The organism is Burkholderia sp. Bp9004 (assembly GCF_003858025.1).
In the GTDB taxonomy this organism is placed as follows: Bacteria; Pseudomonadota; Gammaproteobacteria; order Burkholderiales; family Burkholderiaceae; genus Burkholderia; species Burkholderia diffusa.
On sequence record NZ_QTQD01000001.1, the window covers coordinates 363747 to 384528 of the forward strand.

Consider the following 20782-nt stretch of genomic DNA (forward strand, 5'->3'; position numbering starts at 1 on the left):
GTAATTCATAAAAACAAACGATAGCCTGTCAGGCGGACACCCGCGGGTCGGTAAAAGGGCGGGCGGCACGCGCTCGTCAGCCCGGCATCACGCCGCCCGCAGCGGGCTGGCGTGGGCGGCGCGCGCGCTTTCCGGATCGTCGTCGCCGAGCGGGATGAACGCCATGATTTCCAGGTCGTGCCCCGACAGCGCCGGCAGCCGGAACGGGCTCGACAGTACGTTCAGCCGTCGCACGCCGAGGTCACGCAGGATCTGCGATCCGATCCCCGTCACGCGGCCGTCGCGGCGTGCGTGGCCGGCGGGCGTTCGCATCGCGTCGCCGCGCATGTCGCAGTCGAGCAGCACCGCGACGCCGCAGCCGGCCGCATCGATCCGCTGCAGCGCCGCGTGCAGCGGCCATGAATGCGCGGACGGTTCCGCGTCGAGCAGGTCGAGCAGCGAATGGCATTCGTGCACGCGCGTCAGCACGGGCGTCGACGGATCGGGCTCGCCTCGCACCAGCGCGAGATGCGGCGCGCCGTGCACGGTGTCGCGATACTCGATCGCGCGGAACCGGCCCCACGGCGTATGCAGCGGCCGTTCGCCGACACGTTCGACGAGCGACTCGTGCTCGCGGCGGTAATGAATCAGGTCCGCGATCGTGCCGATCTTCAGCCCGTGATGCGCGGCGAACGTCTTCAGCTCCGGCAGCCGCGCCATCGTGCCGTCGTCGCTCATCACCTCGCAGATCACCGACGCGGGCGTGAGCCCGGCAAGCGCCGCGAGATCGCAGCCGGCCTCGGTGTGCCCGGCTCGCACCAGCACGCCGCCCGGGCGCGCGGCGATCGGAAACACGTGGCCGGGCTGCACGAGATCGTCGGGGCGCGCGCCCGCGCGGACCGCCGCGCGGATCGTCCGCGCCCGATCGGCCGCGGAAATGCCGGTCGTCACGCCTTCGGCCGCCTCGATGCTGACGGTGAATGCGGTGCCGAACGGCGTGCCGTTGTGGTCGGCCATCGGCGGTAGGCGCAGTTGCTCGCAGCGCTCGGCGGTCAGCGTCAGGCAGATCAGCCCGCGCCCGAAGCGCGCCATGAAGTTGATCGCGTCGGGCGTCACGTGATCGGCCGCGATCACGAGGTCGCCCTCGTTTTCGCGATCCTCTTCGTCTACCAGCAGGACCATCCGTCCCGCGCGCAGCTCGTCGACGATTTCCGGCGTGGTGGCGAGCGTCATTGCGCCTCCGTCGCATCGAATGCGCGGCGCAGCGCGTCGGCGCCGAAGGTCAGCACGCGATCGGCCGCGTCGACCGCGCCGAGCATGCTCGCGAAGCCGTGCAACTGGCCCGGCCAGCGCACGAGCGAGACCGGCGTGCCGGCCTGCGCGAGACGCAGTGCATACGCTTCGGCCTCGTCGCGCAACGGATCGAATTCCGCGCTCACGATCGTGGCCGGCGCCGCGCCCGACAGGTCCGCCACCGCGAGCGGGCTCGCGAGCGGCGATGCGCGGTCGGCGCCGTCGTCGAAATACTGGCGCTTGAACCAGCGCATCGCGTCCGCCGTCAGGAAATAGCCTTCACCGAGCGATTCGTACGACGGATGCTCGGTCGCGCAATCGACGACCGGATACAGCAGCAACTGGTGCGCGATCGCGATGCCCGAGCCGCGCAACTGCAATGCGGCGGCCGCGGCCAGGTTGCCGCCGGCGCTATCGCCGGCCACGGCGATCGCACCGGCGCGCGCGCCGAGATCGCGCGCACTGGCGGCGGCCCAGCGCACGGCATCGCATGCGTCCTGCGCGGCCGCCGGGAAGCGCGCTTCGGGCGCGAGCCGGTAATCGACCGACAGCACGAGCGTGCGTGCCCGTCTGGCAAGACTGCGGCACACGTTCGCGTGCGAGTCGATACCGCACGCGACGAAGCCGCCGCCGTGGAAAAACACGGTCAGCGGCAGCGGCCCGTCGGCATCGGGTCGATACAGTCGTGCGGATAACTGACGACCCGGTGCCGGGATCTGCCAGTCCTCTTCGGCGGCAATCGCGTCGCCGGGCGCGAACGCGCTGCCTCCGGCGAGGCTCGCGCGGTACGCGGGCACGGTCAGTTGATCGAAATCGATCGCGGGCGCTTGGGCGAGCGCGGCGAGCAGCGCCTGCGCCTGAGGGTCGAGCGGCATTGGAACTCCTGTCTGAATCGGATGCGGTCTGAATCAGGTAAACCCGCATCGCGGTTTTCCCTGAGCCCGCGCCGGACGCTTGTCGGCACGGCTTGACGGGCATTCCAGCGCAGCGGGCAGGGCGCCACATCATCCGATCGGACGATGGTTCGCGCGTCCGATTGGCCAAAGCTCACCATTCAGTGAATGTCCCGATGACGCCGGAATTAAGACGAGTCTTAATCATGGCGGCGCGGATGAATCGCACCGAATACAAGTTGCATGGAGGATGGAGCGTGCTGATGGAGACGAGATGGGCTCCGCAAGAGAGCCAGTCAACAAGTGAGGAGGCCGGCATCGGCGTCGCGGATTTCAGCGAGCTGATGGCGCGCATCTACCAGGGACCGTTGGAAACGCCGCCGTGGGCGGGGGCGCTCGAGCTGGTTCGCCGGTTGCTGCAGGCCAACTACGTGACGCTGATCCTGCGCGCCGCTGCGAGCGACCGCCGCGCGCCGCTGTCCGTGCACGCTTCGGAATACGGCCCGGTCGTGCCGGGTGACGGCGAGGCGTCGTACAACAACTACTACTATTCGCTCGACCCGTTCGTCGGCCTGCCGGCCGATCGCGTGGTCACGGTCGACGACGTGTTCGGCGATACGGGCTGGCTGTCGAGCGAGCTGTACAAGCAGTTCCTGAAGCCGGCGGACGTGCGCTACATCCTCGGCGCGGACCTGCGCACGCCGTCGGGTGTCGAGTGCCGGTTCCGCGTGTGCCGCAACCATGCGTCGAAGCAGTTCTCCGCGCGCGACAAGGCGATCTGCGCGCTGCTGCTGCCGCACCTGAAGCGCGCGGTCGAGCTCCATTCGCGGCTCGACACGGCCGAGGTAGAGCGGTCGATCTACGCGAACGCGATCAACCGGATGCAGATCGGCACGATCACGCTCGACGAGAACGGCACGATCATCGACATGAACAGCGTCGCCGACGAGATCCTCAAGCAGAACAATGGTCTGACGATTGCGCGCGGCACGATCGAGGCGACCGATGCGCAGGAGAACCGCACGCTCAAGCGGCTGATCCGCCACGCGGTGATGGGACATCACGGCACGGCTGCGGCGACCGTCGAGGCGATGCCGATCACGCGCAGTTTCGACAAGCCGCGTCTCGGGCTGCTGGTGCGCACCGTGCTGCTGTCCGACTGGTCGGAGGACAACAAGCGCCGGCCGGCCGTCACGCTGTTTCTGCGCGACCCCGACCGCAAGCCGCAGGGCGCGCAGGAAATCATCCGCAAGCTGTTCGACCTGACGCCGGCCGAGACGTCGCTCGCGCTGCTGCTGACCAACGGGCTGACGCTGGAGGAGGCCGCGGACGAATCGGGAATCAGCAAGAACACGGCGCGCACGCACCTGCGTGCGATCTTCTCGAAGACGGGCGTCACGCGCCAGGCGACGCTCGTGCGGATCCTGCTCGGGAGTGTCGTGCCGCTCGGGTAAGCGGCGCAGTCGAAGCCGCCGCATCGGCAACGGATGCGTTCGCCCGGCGACACGTCGGCATCGGCCGATGCGTTGCGCGCGACACGGTGATGGCGACATCATGCAAACGAGGCTCGCACCGCGCGAGCCTCTTCTTCATTCCGGAGTATCGGCGGGTCTACGGCCGGCGCGGCGGCCCGCGTTCACGACCCTCGCGTCGAGCGATACGCGCAATCGGCCAATGCCGGCCACGACGCACAGCCGCGCCGGATGAGCCCGATGCCGGTGCGGATCACGACTGCGCCGATCGCGAGCGCGGCGAGCAACGACGACGCGCATCGGTCCGCACGTGCGAGCCGGCAGCCTTTCGGATCATGCGCACTCGATCGCCACGGCGTTTGTCGATTGACTGAGCCTGATCTCGCCCAGATAGGTGCTGTCGCCCAATTCGCACTCGCGCCAGGCGTTGCCGAGGGCATGTCGGATCTCGACTCGGTAGCGGCCGCTCCCCCTGGCCAGGCCGTCGAACCGGAAATCGCCGAAGTCGTCCGAGACGGTTTCGGCTACCTGCCGATTACCGACATACAAGGTGACGACCGCACCGGCGACACACTCGACCACGTCCCCTGCCTGGGCACTGACACTTCCGCCGATGAAGCACGTTTCCCAGCGCTCAAGGCCGCTATACCACACGCGGGGCTTCGTGCTCAGGTTGGGTCGCAATACCTTGAGTCCCTCGCGCCGGGCCTTCTCGGCCATCGCCGTGTCATCGAGCTTGACCGTCTCGAAAACGTCGGTGGGGCACGACTGCTGGCAACGTGGACGCGACCATCCCTGGTCGAGCAAATGAGCATCGAAGATCCAGATCTGAGGCAGTTGCAGTTCTTCGTTCCAGACGATCGCCTTGTAGGGGCATGCCTTCACGATGTCCTTTCGGCCTCGTGCCTTGTCCGGGTCGATGATGACGATGCCGTCGGCGCGCTTGCGAATGGCGCTACCGCCCACACGCATGCAGGGCGCGTCGTCGCAGTGGTTGCACATGACCGGCAGATAAGTGGTCTCGATCATGTGCGACGCACCCTGTACGCGACGCAGGATGCGGATGGGGCTCTCGGCGTTGGCCGCGGCGGGCGCCGCGTAACCGGGGAAGTCATTGCCGACGTGCTCGTCCCGCGCGGCGATCACACAGTTGTGGCAGTTCTCGCAACGGCCGACTTTGATAATCAGGTTCCATTTGCTCATGTGAAATTCCTCACGCTGCGCGACCGAGCATGAATGCTTCGGCACCGCGCCATTTCTCGACCTGCACCAGGCAGGAATTCGGGCTCATGCTGCTGGTGCCTGAGGTTTGCGGGCGATCGGGGGTCAGCATGTTCATGCAACCGCCAATCTCGACTTGCTCACCATCGATCTCGATCAGCTGAAATTCAGCGCTTGCCTCGTAGGACTTCACCACGCCAGCGTTCACCAGGGGCGAGACATCGGCCGCACAGATCACGGCGCCGCGGTCGTTGTGTACTTTGACGAGATCGCGATGGGCAATGCGTCGAACGGCGGCGTCAGCCGGATTGAGCCTCAGGAGCCAGAACCGGTGCCCCGCGATCAGCGCGCGATGATCGTCGATGCCGTTCACCGCAGAATTCTTGCCGTCACAGTGGGTATGAAAACTGAAGCGGCTGTGGGTGGCGATCAATTGCAGCGGGTAGCGCCGAGCCTGGTCCGAGCGCAATCCCTCCCAGGAAGGGATATACCGGTTGAGCGGTGGTCGCTCCGGATTGTCCGCAGTGTGCCGCTTCAGCAACTCGGGCACGAACTCCAGCTTGCCGCTCGGCGTCTGCAGGCCCTTGCCGAATTTTTCCGAGAACTGTGACGGCAGCGGATGAGGTTCCGGCAGGTCCTTCTTCCTGCCTTCCGCATACCAGCGCATGTCCACGGGATGGCGCAGCTCGGGCTTTTCGGGCGGCACGACGAAGTAGCCCTTGCGGCAAAATGCGCGCCACGAAATGTGATCGGGCAGATCCGACGAATCGAAGACGCGCTTGACCCAGTCGAGATCGCCACAGCCTTCGGTGAAAACGCCACCCAGGCCCAACCGGGTCAGGATAGCGGTGAAAATGTCGTAGTCGGAGCGGGACTCGCCCAAGGGTTCGATGCATTTGTGCTGCAGCGTCAGCATCCGATGGTTGACCGTGCCGTACCCATGGTGGGCGTAACCACCTGAATTCGCCCATTCTCCAATGTCCCAACGCTCCAGCGACGTGCAAGCGGGCAGGATGATGTCGGCGAACTGGGCTTCGCCTTCCATCCAGATCGACTGATTGACGACGAACTCGATGCTCGAGTGCCGATAGGCCTCCGTCCAGCGTCCGGAATGGGTCACGGTACTGAACGCGGATCCGCCGTAGCGATAGATCATGTGGATCGGCGAATAGCCGGGCATCGGGTAGGTGAACGGCGCAAACTGGGCTTCCTGGGACATGCCGTCCCAGAGATAGCCGGTGGCGTGACCGTTGAGAATCGCATCGGGCATCTGCTGCCGAGGCACCATCTGCTTGACGGGATTCATGGTCAGGATGTGCGGCATGCGCTGGTAGTTGTCCACCGCATTGGCGGTCCACGCCAGGTCACCTGAAATGCCGCCGTCCGCGTAACCGGGGAAGTAAAACTGCAGATCGTGCGGGGCACCGATTTCGAGGCAGCCGAAATTCACGCCCGGCTTGCCCCAGCCCTGCATGGACATCATCATGATCATGCAACGCGCCCATTGCGCGCCGGTCGCCCCGCGGCCCGCGCCACCGAATCCCGCGCCGGTCATCCCGACAGCGAGATGCACTTTCTTCTTTCCCCACAGGCGCGCGAGCGCACGGACGTCCTTGGCCGGCACGCCGGTCTCGCTTTCCTGCCACTCGGGCGTCTTGGGGATACCGTCGGTTTCGCCCAGAAGGTAGGCTTCCCAGTCGTCGAAACCGGTCGTGCGCGTCGCGACGTAATCCTTGTCGTACAGGCCCTCCACGGTCCAGACGTACATGATGGCGGTCGCCAGGGCGGCATCGGTTTGCGGCCGGACCGGGATCCAGCGGCCGCCCAGCAGCTGTGCGGTCGGATTGCAGTGCGGGTCGATGTGAACGAACTCGATGCCGAGTTCCTTGGCCCATAGGCGACGTGGCGTTCCCTCGAATCCTGCATAGGCCCCGTTGGTACTTTCGGGGTCGCAGGACCAGAAGACGATCATTTCGGTCTCCTTCAGACCATCCTCGATGCCGCCGTAGCCGGAAGGCACGCCGACGCGCATCGAGTTGCCGAAATGATGCATGGCGCCCCAGTACCAGCCTTCCCAGCTGTCCGGATTCGCGGCGACCCGCGTGAAGCCGATCAGGTTGGCGAAGCGCGTCAGCGCGCTGAGGTAGTAGCCCACGTTGCCCCACTGGTGATGAGACGACATCGGGAAAGTGATGGAACCGGGGCCGTGAACGCGCTTCTGACGGTTGATCTCCTTGGCGACGATGTCCAGGGCCTCGTCCCAGCTGATACGCACGTAGCCGGACTTGCCGCGGTTCTGGGGATTGCGCTCGCCGTCCGGGTCGAAGTCGACCCGTTTCATCGGATGAAGGATGCGCTTGTCGGAGTACACCAGCGACTTGAGGGTCAACGCGTGCGGTGCGACCAATGCTCGCCGTGGCGGGCTGAAGCGGCGTCCACGTGCCTCGATCACCCAACTCGATGCATCCGTATCGTCCAGCTCGATGGGGGTCACGCGAACGATGCGGCCATCCTTCACGTAGACGAAGAGGGGCCCGCCATTGGTGCAGGTGGTGTAGCGTCGCGTGCCGTCGCGCATGGGCGTGCCCATCGGCAGACCGACCGTGCGCATCATGCTCAGGGTTTGCATGAGCCAGACCAGCAGTTCGTCCTCGCCTTCGGTGACCACCTTGAAGTTCTTGGCGGCGTGGACGATTTCGCCCTGGTCCGGGCTGGGGGAAAGGAACTTCAAGGCGGTGGCGACATCCTTGAACGCCATGCGCACGTCGGGCCGCGGATGCTTGCCGGCGCGCGACCGAATGCGGCCATTCCTGAACTCGATGGCGCGACCGATGCTTTGATCCATGAGCCCGATCCATGCGACGAGATTGCGCTCCTCGAGGCGATCACGATAGGCGGGAAAGCGGCGCGCCGTCAGGTCCAGAACCTTGGGCAATGCAAAGAGAATGGTCTTGAGAGCCTGTCGTTTCATCGTTCGATCCAAAGTGTTGCTTCCATGCGGGCGCGTCGGCTAGAACGTGTAAGCGACGTTCAAGAAAACGCTGACGGGATTGAGTCGGAGCGTCGATGTGGAAACGATCGGTGTCCCGGTCGCGGTCTGTCCGTATAACGTGAGGTGGGTCTTCACCGGCATGTAGTTGATGGAAGTACCGACGGACCAGTGTTTTGTCATCGCGTAACTCGCCCCCAGCTCGAACACGGGGTTCCACGATGCGCTGAGTGTCGCGCGCGCCGAGCCGCCCGGCCCAAAGCTGTCGGAGATGAATTGGCTATTGGTTGCCCGAACCTGCGTGAACCACGTGTAGTTCACGCCAAGTCCCGCATAGGGACGGAATTTCGAAGCAGCGGAAAACAGGTGATATCGAAGCTCGATGGCAGGCGGCATCGGCCGTGTGGTGCCGAGGGTGCCATACTTCTGCAACGTCCCGTCACCGATCAGATTCACTTTCAGAGGCAGTCCAAGCAGCATGGCGACACCAATGTTGTCGGTGACGTAGTACTCGGTGGTGATTCCCATCGTATCGGTCGAGCTGGCGTGCGCTCCGGTACCGGCCATTTGCTGATTCACCGTTGCGCCGCCAACGCTTTGCACGGTCAGCGGCGTTGCATTGCCCTGTGGCGATATATGCAGCCATCCCACCGATGTGGTGATACTTCCGGCTGTCTGTGCGTCCGCATTGTCGACAAGTGCAGCCGTGCAGACACAAACCGCAACGCCTGCGAAACGCGTCATTCGCCTCAAATTCATCGTGTGTCTCCTCTGTCTCGATCCGGTTCATGAATAACAACTAATGTGGACACCTTATTGATCATGACGAGCCGCTTTCCGAGTGTGTGTTATCGCGGCTAGTCGTGCGCCTCCGTCACCGCAGATCTGTCGCTGTCGATCCTGGCGACCGTACCGGCCTCGCGGTGGTCGAAATCGAGAACGCAAACGGAAACCGGCCCAGCACCACGCGAGCTGCAGTCTCGTGCACTGGATCGCTCAGTTCGACCACGACCGACATTCCGCCGGAATCGTTGGTTGCGACGTCGACTGATGCGCCGGGGGCGCCGCCTTGGTCCAATGCGGCACGTATCGCGTCACCCGTCTCGCGGCGTTTGAGTTCCGGTTTGAATATCTTGCCGACGCCTGTGAGCGGGATCGCTTCGACGATTCGGACGTGCTTGGGCAGGGCGGCGCGCTCGGTGATCTCCTGCTGCATGAACATGTCCAGATCGTGCTCGGTGGCGGTCATGCCCGGCTTGAGCTGAACGTACGCGACCGGCAATTCACCGGCATACGCGTCGGGGCGCCCGATTGCCGCGGCAATCTGGACCGCCGGGTGCCGATGCAGCGGTTCCTCGATTGTCGCCGGGTCGATATTGTGTCCGCCGCGGATGATCAGATCCTTCTTGCGGCCGGTCAGCCAGAAGTAACCGTCGACGTCGCATCGGCCGAGGTCGCCGGTGTTGAGCCAGCGCTTGCCGTCGCCGAGATCGAGCCAGAGGGCCTTGTTCTGGTCGGCATGCGTGTAGCCGGTGAAAACGTTCGGGCCGGAGATGACCAGCAGCCCCTCTTCGTTAGCCGCGCAATCGCGCAGATACCGTCCGGCTTCGTCCACGACGACGGCTTTCATCGCCTGGAAGGGGATGCGAAGGCCGATCGATCCAAGCCTGCGCTCGCCGGTCGTCGGGTTGACGCTGCTCACGCACGTTCCTTCGGTCAGGCCGTAACCTTCGAGAATCCGGATGCCCGTCTTTTCCTGGAAGGCCTTGAAGACCCCGACCGGCATCGGCGCGGCACCGCACAGGCCGTATTCGAGCGAGTCGATAACATGATCGCCGACAGGAATGTCGAGCAGCGAAGCATAAAGTGTCGGGACGCCACTGAAGAAATTGATGCGATGATGTTCGACGATTTCCCAGAAGCGTTTGACGACACCGTTACCTCGGTAGCCCTGCGGTGTGCCGAGCACGACATGGGCGCCGCGCGAAAACGGCAGAAGGCCGGTCACCATCGCGGCATTGACGTGAAAGAGCGGCAAGCCGCAAAAAGTCGTTTTGCCGGGGCCGATACTGTTGCCGAAGAATCGCCCGGCGCTCCATGCATTCGCCACTTCGTTGCCGTGACTGCGCATCGCGATTTTCGGCAACCCGGTGGTTCCACCGGTACAGAAGTAAGAGGACATGTCCCCGGGTTGAATGCGGCGTGCATTGTCGAGCGCTGTACCGGATTCCCGTGAGATCGCCGCACCGAAGTCGTGGATCTGGATGTGCGCAGGCACCGTCTCGCGCAAGGCGCCGGCGCCGTAAGGCTGCGCACACGCGTCATGCTGGAGCGTCCGGTCCGCTGACCGTGCCGTGCCCCGCACGCGATCGGCCAGATTGACCAGCACGAGATGCCGAAGCGGCTCGACCCGGGGAAGGATCTCCGCGACTTTTTGCCAGAGATCGGTCCCGGGAAATGGCGCGAGCGTCACAAGCACGCTGGCACCGGCCGCGTTGAGCAGATGGCCTATCGCTTCGCCTTCCAGCAGCGGATTGATCGCGCATACGATGCCGGTCGCCTGCCCGCCCCAGATCACGAAATGCGTTTCGGGAAGATTGGGCAGCACGTAAGCGATCACGGAATTCGAATTCACGCCGAGGCGCGCGAACATGTTCGCCGTGCGCGTGATGTCCCGGACCAGCTCGCGATAGGTCCAGCATTCGGCGTCGCGGTGCGCGTCGGCGGTCATGAAAAAGGAGAGGGCAGGGGCGGACGGATCGATGGCCGCACCAGCGCAGATCATCTCGTACGTGCTGGTCGGAAGGTCCGGCGGAAGGCCCGTTGCTTCAATCGCAAGCACGTCGTCCCGGGTCGCGATGCCGTTCATGCTGCTTCGTCCACGATTTCGTTACGTTGCACGCCCAGATCGATCGTTCCGTCGGGGCTCGCGATCCGGGCTTCGACGATGTCTCCTGCCTTCAGATACTGCGCTCGCCCCGCCTGCACCTTCATGAACATCTTCCATTTGACGGATTCGGGAAAGAGCGCGACCGCTCGCTGCTTGAGCGGCGACGGGATGCTGAGTGCGCAGCCCGCCGGCGTGCCGGTCGCGAGCAGGTCGCCGGCGCGAAGGTCGTGCACGCCCGACAACTCGGTCAACGTTTCCGCCGGACCATAGACGAGGTTCGATGTCGAGTCCTGCTGACGCACCGCGCCGTTGACGGTCAGCGTCAGGTCGAGCGCTTTCAGCTTCGGGAAGTCACGCCGCTCGAGCAGGCACAGATAGGGGCCGACCGGGCCAAAGGTCCGGAAGCTCTTGCCCTTGTAGAACTGCATCTGCGGGATCTGGACATCGCGCGCGGAATAGTCGTTGACGATCACGGTGCCGGCGACATACTCGTGCAGGTTCGTGTCCGTGATCTGCCGGTGAGACGTGATGTTGCGTTTGAGGATGAGGCCGAGCTCGATTTCGTAGTCGAGAAACCTGACGTGCCGCGGTTTCACGACCTGGGAGTCGGCCGCGACGATGCAACTCGTCGCCTTCGTGAAGATCATGTTGAACTTCTTCGCGTCCGGATCCATGCCCGATTCGATCATGTGTTGGCGATAATTCGCGCCCTGGCAAACGAATTGCTGGTTGGCTGTTACAGGGGGCAGCCACTCCACATCTGTCTCCGGAATCGTCGGCCCGTCGAGCGCGACGAGCCGCTCAACCGGATTCGCCGCGAGAAAGCTCGCGGTTGTTTCGAAGTCGCCGGGAATCGGCGTGACGGCGCCGTTGGCGACCACACCCCATTGGGCGCGGCCGTTGTGCCGGAAGTGCAGGACATGCAGTGACATGAATGTGTCTCTCGTGAGTCGAACAGGCGGATGGGGATCAGGCGAACAATTTCGCCAGGGTCAGCAGCTTGCGGATCGTCAGATCGGGACTGCGGCGCAGGTTGCGAAGCAGCGCCGCAAGGCTCGAGGGCGTGAACCGGGGTTTCGTGAAGCTGCGTGGCATCGTCGGGCCCCACTGCGCCATCGCTTCGCGGCTGACTGCGTGCGTGCCCGTCGGCTCGTCGGCCGTGAACAGGTCGCCGTCGCAATAGTGTTCGTGCTTGTCGCCCCATGGATCCTGCCAGTAGTCGAAGATCTGGCTGCCCAGGATGTGCCGGCCGATGCCCCACGCGTGCGTCCACCCTCTGTCGCGGAGCATGCGCTGGCCCATGCCGACCGCGTCGGCGTCGACCAGTTCGTACGCGCTGTGGCTATACGTCGGCACGAACCCTTGAGCGAGCGCGAGCGTATGGTGATCGGCCGGCCTCTCGCCAAGATCGAGCCGCATGAATGCAACTGCGGGTGAGCCGTCCGGCAGCACCTGGACGTCGCTGGGGATGAATCCGAAATGTCGCGTGTACCACGCGCAGGTTTCCTGGAAGTCGGCCAGCTCGAGTACGACGTGCCCAAGACGAATGATCTCGGGCGCGTGTGCGGGTGGCCGCTGCGTCTCGTTGATCCGCACGGGCGCGTCGACCGAGTTGAATGGAAGCGGAGCACGATGCGGCAGCGTGTCGGCCCGTGTCTGGCCCGCGATCGCGTCGACCCGAAAACCCGACGGATCGACGAGCCGCACCCGATGGCCGCCGCCCGGCCAATCCGATGCCTCGATCTCCGACGCGCCAGGGAGTTTGGCGAGCGCCTCCAGATCGGCGCGACTGTCGACCCGCAATCCGAAGCCGACGAAGCGAGCCTTCGGCGCCCGGCGAACGACATAACAGAAGTGTGCGGTGCCGGTTCCGCGCAGCAGTAATTGCGTGTCATTCCGCAGCACCGTTCGGAGACCGAAGTCATTGAGAAAGTGCTCTGCCTCGTCGAGATCGGGGCGATCGAAGATCAAATAGGCGAGCGCCGATGCCTTCGTTGTGGGGTGAGGATGGCGAGCCGGTTGTGTGGTGGTCAGTTTCATGGCGGATGACAATCAGGCAGATCGAGTGACGCTCGCGAGGGCACACGCCGTCGCACCGAGGGGCTTGCCGCGCAACGGCAGGCATGCGATCGAATCGGGGCGCGACGTGACTGGCCGGCCCGTAAATATTGCGAAGTCGATCGTCGATTTCGCATGGAGGCGGCGCTTCACGGCGCAGGTGCCGGGAGTCCGCAGCGCTTCGTTGCCGAATGCGATCGCGCGTGGGGCGACGCGTATCTCGGCAGCCTCGTCGACGATCAAGACGTCGACTTCGTGACAGACCCGCCGATTGGCCATCGGGGCGCCGACTGCCTCGAATCCGGCAATCAGTGTGCCGAGCGCCAAAGGCAGCGCACGCTCCGCCAACGAGCGCGAGTTGTTGTGAATGGACGCGCGGGCGCCCGTGTGCAGTTGTGTCTCCACCGTATCTCCATTCGTCGTTCGATCGGTTCTCGAGGGTTTGTCAGTCACCTTTTGTGACATTAAAGTCATAGATGATAGTTTTGTCAATGTAGACATTTGAATCTATACTTGGGCACGAACAAGCATCGGAAACCTCATGACGAATACACCGAGTCGCCGGACACCAAAGCGCTCCGCTCCGGAAGCATCCAGTCCAGCGGTCGCTGAAGAGCGTGAGCCACGTGGCGCGCGCCGCAAGCGGGAGACCCGTGCCCGCCTGCTGGACGCCGCGCTCAGACTGATGGCGGAGAAGGGCATGGAAGGCGTCGCCATCAACGAAATCACCGAGGCCGCCGACGTCGGCTTCGGCTCGTTCTACAACCACTTCGAATCGAAGGAGGCGATCTACGCCACGCTGGTGGAATCGGTATTTGAGGAGTTCGCGGATTCGCTCGATCGCATGGCCAGCGGCTTGTCCGACCCGGCGGAAATCATCTCTGTCGCGGTGCGGCATACGCTGATGCGTGCCCGGCGCGAGCCGGTATGGGGACACTTCCTGATACGCGAGGGCTTTTCGGCGCGCGTCCTGACGCTTGGCCTGGGTCAACGCCTACTGCGGGACATCGAGCGCGGTATCGCCGAGAAGCGCTTCGTGGTTGCCGACCCGTTCATCGGCTTCCTTTCGGTGGGCGGTACGGTGCTGACCGCAATTGCCGCCGAACTCAACTTCGTCGCGCCGGGCGCGCCGGCGGCCGGTGTTCTCAAGGAACTCGGCTTCAACGGAGAGCATTTCCCGGAACGCACGGCGGCGACGCTCCTGCATATGCTGGGGCTCAAGCGTGCGGATGCCGAGAAGATCGCAAGCCGGCCGCTGCCGGTCGTGGAAACGGCCGAAACGGCACAGTGACTGACGGGGCGATGCAGGCGCCGGCGAGGCCATCCCGAGCGCTGGTGCGGTACCTGTCAGCCGACTTGCTGCGCCGAGCGTGGCGCATGTCGTCCAGTCGGTGCATGCCGACCGCGTTCGACCAGGTGCGTCACCGGAATTGAAAGCGCACGGCGGCGAATCTCGTCGCCGACAGGTGAGGCACAGCGATCGTCATAGAGGCTGGTGCCCCGTGTCGGACTTGCGTGCATGACCAGTCGGCTGCCGGGCACGGGAGCCGGCACATGGATGACGAGCGTGTTGATCATTCGGCGTCGCATTTGACGCCGGAGATGCTGCCCCCGCTGTCGTTGGCCGGGAGCGTGGAGAACCCCGTGGACGGGGAAGCGCGCGCGGTGAGTGCGGCCAGCTCGACGCACGCAATTCCGGATCGTCGAGGTGGCCGAACAACTGGTTCGCATGCGCCATGCGTGCCATTCAGATTGTTGTCGATCCCACCGCACTCAATCGGCTAGCGCTTTCCCGGTGGCGTCCTTGATTTTCGCCTTCCACTGCTTGCGGATTTCGGCCACGACCGGATCCGGAAGCGAGATGTAGTCGAGATCCGTGGCGGCCTGGTTGCCATTGCGGAACGCCCAGTCGAAGAACTTCAGCGTTTCCTTGCCCTGTTCCGGCTTGTCCTGCTTCGTGTACAGCAGCACGAACGTCGCGCCGACGACGGGCCATGCGTCCTTGCCCGGCTCGTCCGTCAGGATCTGGTAGAACGACTTCGACCAGTTCGCGCCGGCAGCAGCAGCCTTGAAGGTTTCCGTTTTCGGCTCGACCACCGCACCCGTCGAGTTCTTCAGCGCGGTGTAGGTCATGTTGTTCTTCTTCGCGTACGCCCACTCGACGTAGCCGATCGCGCCCGGCAGGCGCTGCACGAAGGCCGCGACGCCGTCGTTGCCCTTGCCGCCCGTGCCCGTCGGCCAGTTGACCGTCGTGCCTTCGCCGATCTTCGACTTCCACTCGCCGTTGACCTTCGACAGGTAGTTCGTCCAGATGAAGCTCGTGCCCGAGCCGTCAGCGCGGCGAACGACCGCGATGTCCGTATCCGGCAGCTTGACCTTCGGGTTCAGCGCGGCGATCGCCGGGTCGTTCCACTTCTTGATCTTGCCGAGGTAGATGTCGCCGAGCACCGGGCCCGACAGCGTCAGTTCGCCGGCCTTCACGCCCGGCACGTTGACGACCGGCACCACGCCGCCGACCACCGTCGGGAACTGGAACAGGCCTTCCTTCGCGAGCTCTTCATCCTTCAGCGGTGCGTCCGAACCGGCAAAATCGACCGTCTTCGCGTTGATCTGCTTGAGGCCGCCCGACGAACCGATGCCTTGATAGTTGACCCTGCCGCCGCCTGCCTTCCTGTACGCATCAGCCCATTTCGTGTAAATCGGAGCTGCAAACGTGCTCCCGGCACCGGTGATATCGGCGGCTTGACCGGCGGTGGCAACAAGAGCGAAGGTGCAGCAAATCAGGATCCGGATGTTCATGTACCACCTCCTGTCCGCGGTCGGCATGCCGGCCCACAGCTGGTTCCGATCTAGAAGTCTGATTTGTCGAGCTGGATGTGCCGGCCGTCGCTCGGCAATGCATGTTGATTGACCGCGATCGTGATCTTGTCGCGATTGCTTTCAAATGCCGTGAGCAACTGCTCCGGTGTCGCCGTGTTTGCGCCGAGCTTTTCTCGAATGATGTTGGCCGGGAGCTTGACCGCAACGTACCCCCAACCGGTGCCATAGGCAGAGAACGACAGGCTCAGATCGTCGCAGACGATTGGGTATGTCAGACAAGTGGTGTGGTCCGTCATGGCGCGCGGTGAGAGGTCTCGCATGGGAGGGTGATAGGAGTATTGCATCTGGATGTGAAAACTCAAGGAGCGTGCAACTGCCGGAAACGCTTAGTTCCCGCCACTTGCCACTATGGAGGCCAGCGCGCGATCGCCGTCGCGTTGCGCAGTGTCTTCAGCGGAAAAGCTGTGCTCGCTGAATGCGATCAGTTTGAAACCGCTTCCCGTGCGGCGAGGAATCGTGATGCCCCAATGCCAGCCCCCATCTTGTTCGAACACATGGAGGACCGGGGGCGACTGACTCAGTGAGGGTGAAGAAGTCGTCATGGCGTGCTCTCCCGTCATGGGGCGACTGCTGGGGAACTACATCGAGTGCGAACCCAGTCTACGAGCATTCTTGTTGCGCTGCAATATTCGGCTTGCCGTGAAAATTCCGATGCGCCAAGCGTCACAATTTTGAAATACCAATGTGCGCAGTGAGCGCTTCTGGCATATTGATGTGACGATTGTGAATCTTCGGAGGCTTTATGGACAGCGGTTCGCTTGTCTGGGCAGGGGTGCCGCACAACAGCGATGGTGTGGTCTTTCAGGTTCGAGTGGGGCGCGGACTTCAACGTTTTCATGTCGCACGCGCGGTTCTTGAAAAAGCGCTCGATCTTGAGCGATTGGCGTCCGATGCGCGCCAACTTGAATGCTTTTATGAGCAACTGAGCCCGATCCTGAGCGTCGCTCGGAAGGTGCGCTCGAAGGCCAAGGCGGATACTGTTTCTCTGAACATTGCCCATTTCTTGCGAACGAGCAATGCGCGCGCCGGGCAGGATTCTGCGGCGGCGACGCGCTGAGCGCCATGAGAGGTTGATGGCGTCAAGCCTTGGAGTCCCCCTCGTTGGACACTATCCGATTACTGCGTTCACTCGGAATTTGCGATGGTGCTGCGTTCCAATGGAGGATTCCCGGACGCACTGGGCGACGGCACGGGTCGTGCGGCCCGATCCGTTTGCGGCGACGTCGACCGACGCGCCAGCAACTCGGTATTCAACCAATGCGGCGCCAGTTTCGCGGCGCCTGAGTTCCGTCTCGAAGATCTTGCTGAAGCCGATGATCGGAACCGTGTCGACGATCCGGTCTGTCGCGTCGTCACGGCGCCGATTCAATCGTCGAGCGCGTCCGGCGCGCCGCGACCGACATCAGAGGGCACGTTCGGGCGCTTGAATGCGCCCGCACGGCAATCGGCCGGTGGCGCGGCGTGCGTGGCCGCCGTGCGAATGCCTGCGGCGATCCCGAGCGCAAGCGCATCGAGCGCGCGGCGATACGCATCGACGAGCGCATCGTAGCCCGCCGACGTATCGGCCCGAACGATGCTGCGGCACGTCAGTGCCGGCTGTCCGGCCGCGGAACTCACGCTCCAGGTCGCGTCGAGCAGCACGTGCGACGCCGGCCACGACTCGACACGCTGCATGTCCACCGCGACCCTGTAGACGGGCGTGCCGTCCGGGTGGGCGACGCGGTGAACATCGATCGTGCCGAGCATCGAGGCGACACGTGTCGACAGTCCGTCGCGCATTTCGTCGCCGAGCGGCGCGGCCCAGCGCTCCTGCTCCAGGATGTCGGCCCGCTGGGGGCCGCGCTGCACGACGAGCCGGTTGCCGTCCGCTGGCGTCGCGACGTGCACGGCCTGAATGTCGATCAGCCATGCGGGATGCGCGGCGGTGGCCTCAACACGCGCATCGTCTGCCACCGCGAGGGTGTGGAAATGCACCGGCGGCGAACCGCACGCGCTCAGCGCCGCGAGTGCGACGCACGTCGCGATGCGCGCCGACATGCGAAGCCGACCAAACGATCGTGCTTTCATTGGTGGTCCCCCTTGTTACCGAACAGCAGTGACTCGGGATGACGTTCCAGATAGTCCGCGAGCGCGTTCAACGACTGCAGCGTATGCGTGAGCGATTGCATCGCCTCATGCACGTCCGACTGCATCGGCGAATCCTGCCGCAACGTCGACTCCGCCGCGTTGAATGTGCGTTGCGCGGCGGCCAGCGTGTCACGCGCCTGCGGCACGACCTGCTCGTCGAGGTGGCCGAACAACTGGTTCGCGTGCGCCAGCGCGCCGTTCAGATTGTTGCCGATCCGGTCGAACGGAACCTGATCGAGCTTGCGCGCGATGTCGGCGATCTGCACTTGCAGTTCATCGAGAGTATTGGGCACGGTCGGCAGCTCGACCGGCGTATGGCGCACGTCCACGCTCGCGCGCGGCGCCTTCGGGAACATGTCGAGCGCGACATAGAGCTGACCGGTCAGCAGGCTGCCGGTGCGCAACTGTCCGCGCAGCCCCTGGACTACCAGGTGCTCGAGCAGTTCGTGGCCGCCGGCCGTATCGGGCGCGGGAAGCGCCGTATCGCTGTGCCGGCTCAGTCGCGACGGATACAGTGCCATCGTGACCTTCATGCTGAAGTTGCGCGAGTGTTCGTTGTACTCGATGCCGATGTTCGTGACCTGACCGAGCGCGATGCCCCGCAGATCGACCGGCGCGCCGACCGACAGCCCGCGCAGCGACTGGTCGAAGCGCATGACGACCATCAGCGGCGTGCCGTCGGGGTCGCGCATTGCGTCGGCTTCGTCGGGGGCGAGCCGGAACGGCGCATTGTCGGCTGCCTGCGGCGCGTCCGGTTGTCCGGGTGGCGACTGAAACGCGAGACCGCCGACGATCACGGTAGCCAGCGACTGCGTGTTGAGTTTCAGGCCGCTCGAATCGAGCCGCAGATCCACGCCGCTTGCGTGCCACCAGCGCGCATTGACGCTGACGTACTTGTCGTAGGGCGCCTTCACGAACGCCTGCACATCGACGCCGGTACCGTCCTTGTCGAGCGAGAAGCCGACCACCTGACCGACCTGCAGATGCCGATAGAACACCGGTGAGCCGATGTCGATCGAGCCCAGCGAGTCGCCGTGCAGCAGGAAGCGTCGACCCTGCTGGTCCGCGGTGACGGCAGGCGGCGTCTCGAGGCCGGTGAAATCTGTCTGCTTCTCCGATGAGCGGCCGAGATCCGCGCCGATGAATGCGCCGGAGAGCAGCGTGCCGAGACCGGAAATGCCGGTGGCGCCCACGCGCGGTCGGACGACCCAGAAGCGCGTGTCGCGGTTCGCGAAGCGCGCGGCGTCGCGCGTCAGTTGAATGCTGACGATCACGCGCTTGAAGTCGGGCGTGAGCGTAATGGTCTGGACGGAGCCGATATCGACGTCCTTGTAGCGGACCTTGGTCTTGCCGGCTTCGAGGCCTTCGGCGTTGGCGAACGTGACCGTGATCGTCGGACCGGTCGCGGCGACGGTCCGGATCACGAGCGACAGCCCGATCAGCGCGCACAGGAGCGGCACGATCCAGACGAGAGACGGAATCCAGCGGCTGCGCGGCCGGATCTCGGGTGGAGGAAAATCGAACGGAGACATCGTTTTGGAATTCGCGAGAAAGCGGGCGCTTGAGCCGGCTCAGGGTTGGTGATGGGCGGCGGCCGTGCGTGGCGCACCGTCCCAGATAAGCCGCGGATCGAACTGCATCGACGCGCACATCGTCAGCACGACCACGGCGCCGAACGCGAGCGCACCGGGCCCGGGTGTGATGTCGGCGAACGAGCCGAAATGCACGAGAGCGATCGTGAGCGCGACGACGAATACGTCGAGCATCGACCAGCGGCCCACGCGCTCGACCAGCCGATGCAGCCGGGCTCGTTCGAGCGGCCGCCATTGCGCGCCGCGATGGGCAGCAATCGCCTGAAAGGCGAGGATGGCGAGCTTGAGCATCGGCACGAGCACACTCGCGACGAACACGATGGCGGCTAGCGCCCAGTCGCCGGATGCCCAGAAGTACGCGACGCCGCCGAGAATCGTGTCGTCCTCGGCTCGGCCGAGCGACGTCGCGTGCATGACGGGCAACAGGTTCGCCGGGATATAGAGCAACGCAGCGGCAGCGACGAGCGCGCCCGTGCGCGCGACGCTGTGCGGGCGGCGTGCGTGCAGCGACGATCCGCAGCGTGGGCAGTGCGCGCCGCATGTGTGCGCCAGCTGCACGTGAGAGCACAGGTGGCAGGCGATCCACCCCGCGGTGCGGGCCGTCATGCCCGCCGATCCGCTGCTTTCGGTTGTCCGGGGCGACGCATGTCGCGTCATGTCGGGGCGGGGCGGTTTCATATGGTCGGCGTCGCCTGGCTGCAGCGCGGCGAGTTCGTCGTGCGCTTCCCACAGTCGGGCCGGTTCGATCGTCGACAGCATGCAGAGCATCACGGTAAGCCCGCCGAATGCGAATAGCGCAGGCCCGGCGAGCACGTGAGCGAGGCTCGTCAGTTTGACGATCGTGATGAGCACGCCGAGCATCAGCACCTCGACCATGCTCCACGGTCGCAAGCGGTGAATGCCGCGCAGCACCGGTGCGAAGCGGCGCGGTATGCGGCCCGCGCGCAACGGCACGAGTAGATACAGCCACGCGGCCAGTTCCAGCAGCGGGAACAACATCGTCGTGCAGAACACGAGTACCGCCACCACCGGCTCACCGTTCGACATTAGCGCGCGCACCGCGTCGCCGATCGTCGCGTGCGACGCGATGCCGGCTGCATCGAGCGCGACGATCGGAAAGGCCAGCGCGACGCAATACGTCACCAGCGCGGCGACCGTCAACGCGCACAGCCGGTCGAGGGAGCGGCGGCCGTGCGCCGCGCCGCTCACGCGCGCGCGGCATCTCGGGCAGTGTGCCGTCAGTGCACGCAGGCGAGGCGGACGCTGAAGCAGCAGGTCGCATTCGTGGCAGGCGACCAGGTTGTCGGATTTCATCGGGAATCAATCATGCGGGTAACGAAGGTCGGCACCGCGCGATGCACGGTACGCCGGGCATCGGGCGTCGAGAT

The 20782-nt window shown here is 64.6% G+C and carries 18 protein-coding genes and 1 pseudogene; 3 read left to right on the plus strand and 16 right to left on the minus strand.

Annotation, left to right across the window (positions count from 1 at the left end; translation table 11 throughout):
- Window positions 1–87: 87 nt before the first annotated feature.
- Window positions 88–1212 (minus strand): bifunctional 3,4-dihydroxy-2-butanone-4-phosphate synthase/GTP cyclohydrolase II, encoded by a 1125-nt coding sequence (gene ribBA, locus DIE08_RS01560; protein ID WP_059599455.1) that lies wholly within the window; start codon window positions 1210–1212, stop codon window positions 88–90.
- On the minus strand, window positions 1209–2147 hold the full coding sequence (locus DIE08_RS01565) for an alpha/beta hydrolase (RefSeq protein ID WP_124624002.1): 939 nt from the start codon (window positions 2145–2147) through the stop codon (window positions 1209–1211). The genes ribBA and DIE08_RS01565 overlap by 4 nt, the downstream gene beginning before the upstream one ends.
- A gap of 281 nt (window positions 2148–2428) precedes the next feature.
- Here DIE08_RS01565 and DIE08_RS01570 point away from each other — a divergent pair, with 281 nt between their 5' ends.
- Window positions 2429–3619 (plus strand): LuxR family transcriptional regulator, encoded by a 1191-nt coding sequence (locus DIE08_RS01570; RefSeq protein WP_059599475.1) that lies wholly within the window; start codon window positions 2429–2431, stop codon window positions 3617–3619.
- Between the two features lie 182 nt (window positions 3620–3801).
- Here DIE08_RS01570 and DIE08_RS35965 read toward each other — a convergent pair.
- From DIE08_RS35965 to DIE08_RS01610, 8 genes and pseudogenes are all read right to left on the minus strand, one after another.
- Window positions 3802–3965: pseudogene (locus DIE08_RS35965) on the minus strand (cation transporter); the annotation flags it as partial.
- A 5-nt stretch (window positions 3966–3970) separates the two neighbouring features.
- A complete protein-coding gene (locus DIE08_RS01580) occupies window positions 3971–4840 on the minus strand; it encodes a 4Fe-4S dicluster domain-containing protein (protein ID WP_124900798.1) in 870 nt (289 codons plus the stop codon).
- 10 nt (window positions 4841–4850) lie between these two features.
- Window positions 4851–7829 carry a molybdopterin-dependent oxidoreductase gene (locus tag DIE08_RS01585; protein WP_124900799.1) on the minus strand — a complete coding sequence of 993 codons (2979 nt, stop codon included), beginning with the start codon at window positions 7827–7829 and terminating at the stop codon, window positions 4851–4853.
- Between the two features lie 39 nt (window positions 7830–7868).
- Window positions 7869–8606, minus strand: a complete 738-nt coding sequence (locus DIE08_RS01590) for an OmpW family protein (RefSeq protein ID WP_124900800.1) — start codon at window positions 8604–8606, stop codon at window positions 7869–7871.
- A 115-nt stretch (window positions 8607–8721) separates the two neighbouring features.
- Window positions 8722–10716, minus strand: a complete 1995-nt coding sequence (locus DIE08_RS01595) for an acyl-CoA synthetase (RefSeq protein ID WP_124900801.1) — start codon at window positions 10714–10716, stop codon at window positions 8722–8724.
- Window positions 10713–11669, minus strand: a complete 957-nt coding sequence (locus tag DIE08_RS01600) for a fumarylacetoacetate hydrolase family protein (RefSeq protein ID WP_124900802.1) — start codon at window positions 11667–11669, stop codon at window positions 10713–10715. Before DIE08_RS01600 ends, DIE08_RS01595 begins: the two co-directional genes overlap by 4 nt.
- A gap of 37 nt (window positions 11670–11706) precedes the next feature.
- Entirely contained in the window at window positions 11707–12777 is a 1071-nt protein-coding gene (locus DIE08_RS01605; protein WP_124900803.1) for a VOC family protein, read from the minus strand.
- Between the two features lie 12 nt (window positions 12778–12789).
- Window positions 12790–13200 (minus strand): hypothetical protein, encoded by a 411-nt coding sequence (locus DIE08_RS01610; protein WP_124900804.1) that lies wholly within the window; start codon window positions 13198–13200, stop codon window positions 12790–12792.
- 136 nt (window positions 13201–13336) lie between these two features.
- Here DIE08_RS01610 and DIE08_RS01615 point away from each other — a divergent pair, with 136 nt between their 5' ends.
- Window positions 13337–14086 carry a TetR/AcrR family transcriptional regulator gene (locus DIE08_RS01615; RefSeq protein WP_124900805.1) on the plus strand — a complete coding sequence of 250 codons (750 nt, stop codon included), beginning with the start codon at window positions 13337–13339 and terminating at the stop codon, window positions 14084–14086.
- Window positions 14087–14568: 482 nt separating this feature from the next.
- Here DIE08_RS01615 and pstS read toward each other — a convergent pair whose 3' ends face one another.
- The 3 genes from pstS to DIE08_RS01630 all read right to left on the minus strand — a co-directional run bounded on the left by pstS (window position 14569) and on the right by DIE08_RS01630 (window position 16217).
- Entirely contained in the window at window positions 14569–15594 is a 1026-nt protein-coding gene (gene pstS, locus DIE08_RS01620) for a phosphate ABC transporter substrate-binding protein PstS (protein WP_124900806.1), read from the minus strand.
- Between the two features lie 50 nt (window positions 15595–15644).
- The gene (locus DIE08_RS01625; RefSeq protein WP_124900807.1) at window positions 15645–15911 is read right to left on the minus strand and encodes a hypothetical protein; all 267 of its coding nucleotides are present in this window, start codon (window positions 15909–15911) and stop codon (window positions 15645–15647) included.
- Between the two features lie 90 nt (window positions 15912–16001).
- The gene (locus DIE08_RS01630) at window positions 16002–16217 is read right to left on the minus strand and encodes a hypothetical protein (protein ID WP_124900808.1); all 216 of its coding nucleotides are present in this window, start codon (window positions 16215–16217) and stop codon (window positions 16002–16004) included.
- A gap of 200 nt (window positions 16218–16417) precedes the next feature.
- Between DIE08_RS01630 and DIE08_RS01635 the strand changes: the two genes are divergently transcribed.
- Window positions 16418–16732: a hypothetical protein gene (locus DIE08_RS01635; protein ID WP_124900809.1), complete on the plus strand. Its 315-nt coding sequence runs from the start codon at window positions 16418–16420 to the stop codon at window positions 16730–16732.
- A gap of 308 nt (window positions 16733–17040) precedes the next feature.
- Here the strand turns inward: DIE08_RS01635 and DIE08_RS01640 are convergent, their stop codons facing one another.
- Genes DIE08_RS01640 through DIE08_RS01650 form a run of 3 tightly spaced genes read right to left on the minus strand, consistent with a single transcriptional unit; the run spans window position 17041 to window position 20708 of the window.
- Window positions 17041–17712 carry a membrane integrity-associated transporter subunit PqiC gene (locus DIE08_RS01640; protein ID WP_260436445.1) on the minus strand — a complete coding sequence of 224 codons (672 nt, stop codon included), beginning with the start codon at window positions 17710–17712 and terminating at the stop codon, window positions 17041–17043.
- A gap of 26 nt (window positions 17713–17738) precedes the next feature.
- Window positions 17739–19334 carry an intermembrane transport protein PqiB gene (locus DIE08_RS01645; protein ID WP_124900811.1) on the minus strand — a complete coding sequence of 532 codons (1596 nt, stop codon included), beginning with the start codon at window positions 19332–19334 and terminating at the stop codon, window positions 17739–17741.
- Between the two features lie 39 nt (window positions 19335–19373).
- Complete coding sequence (locus DIE08_RS01650) at window positions 19374–20708, minus strand: paraquat-inducible protein A (protein WP_124900812.1); 1335 nt, start codon at window positions 20706–20708, stop codon at window positions 19374–19376.
- Window positions 20709–20782 lie beyond the last annotated feature (74 nt).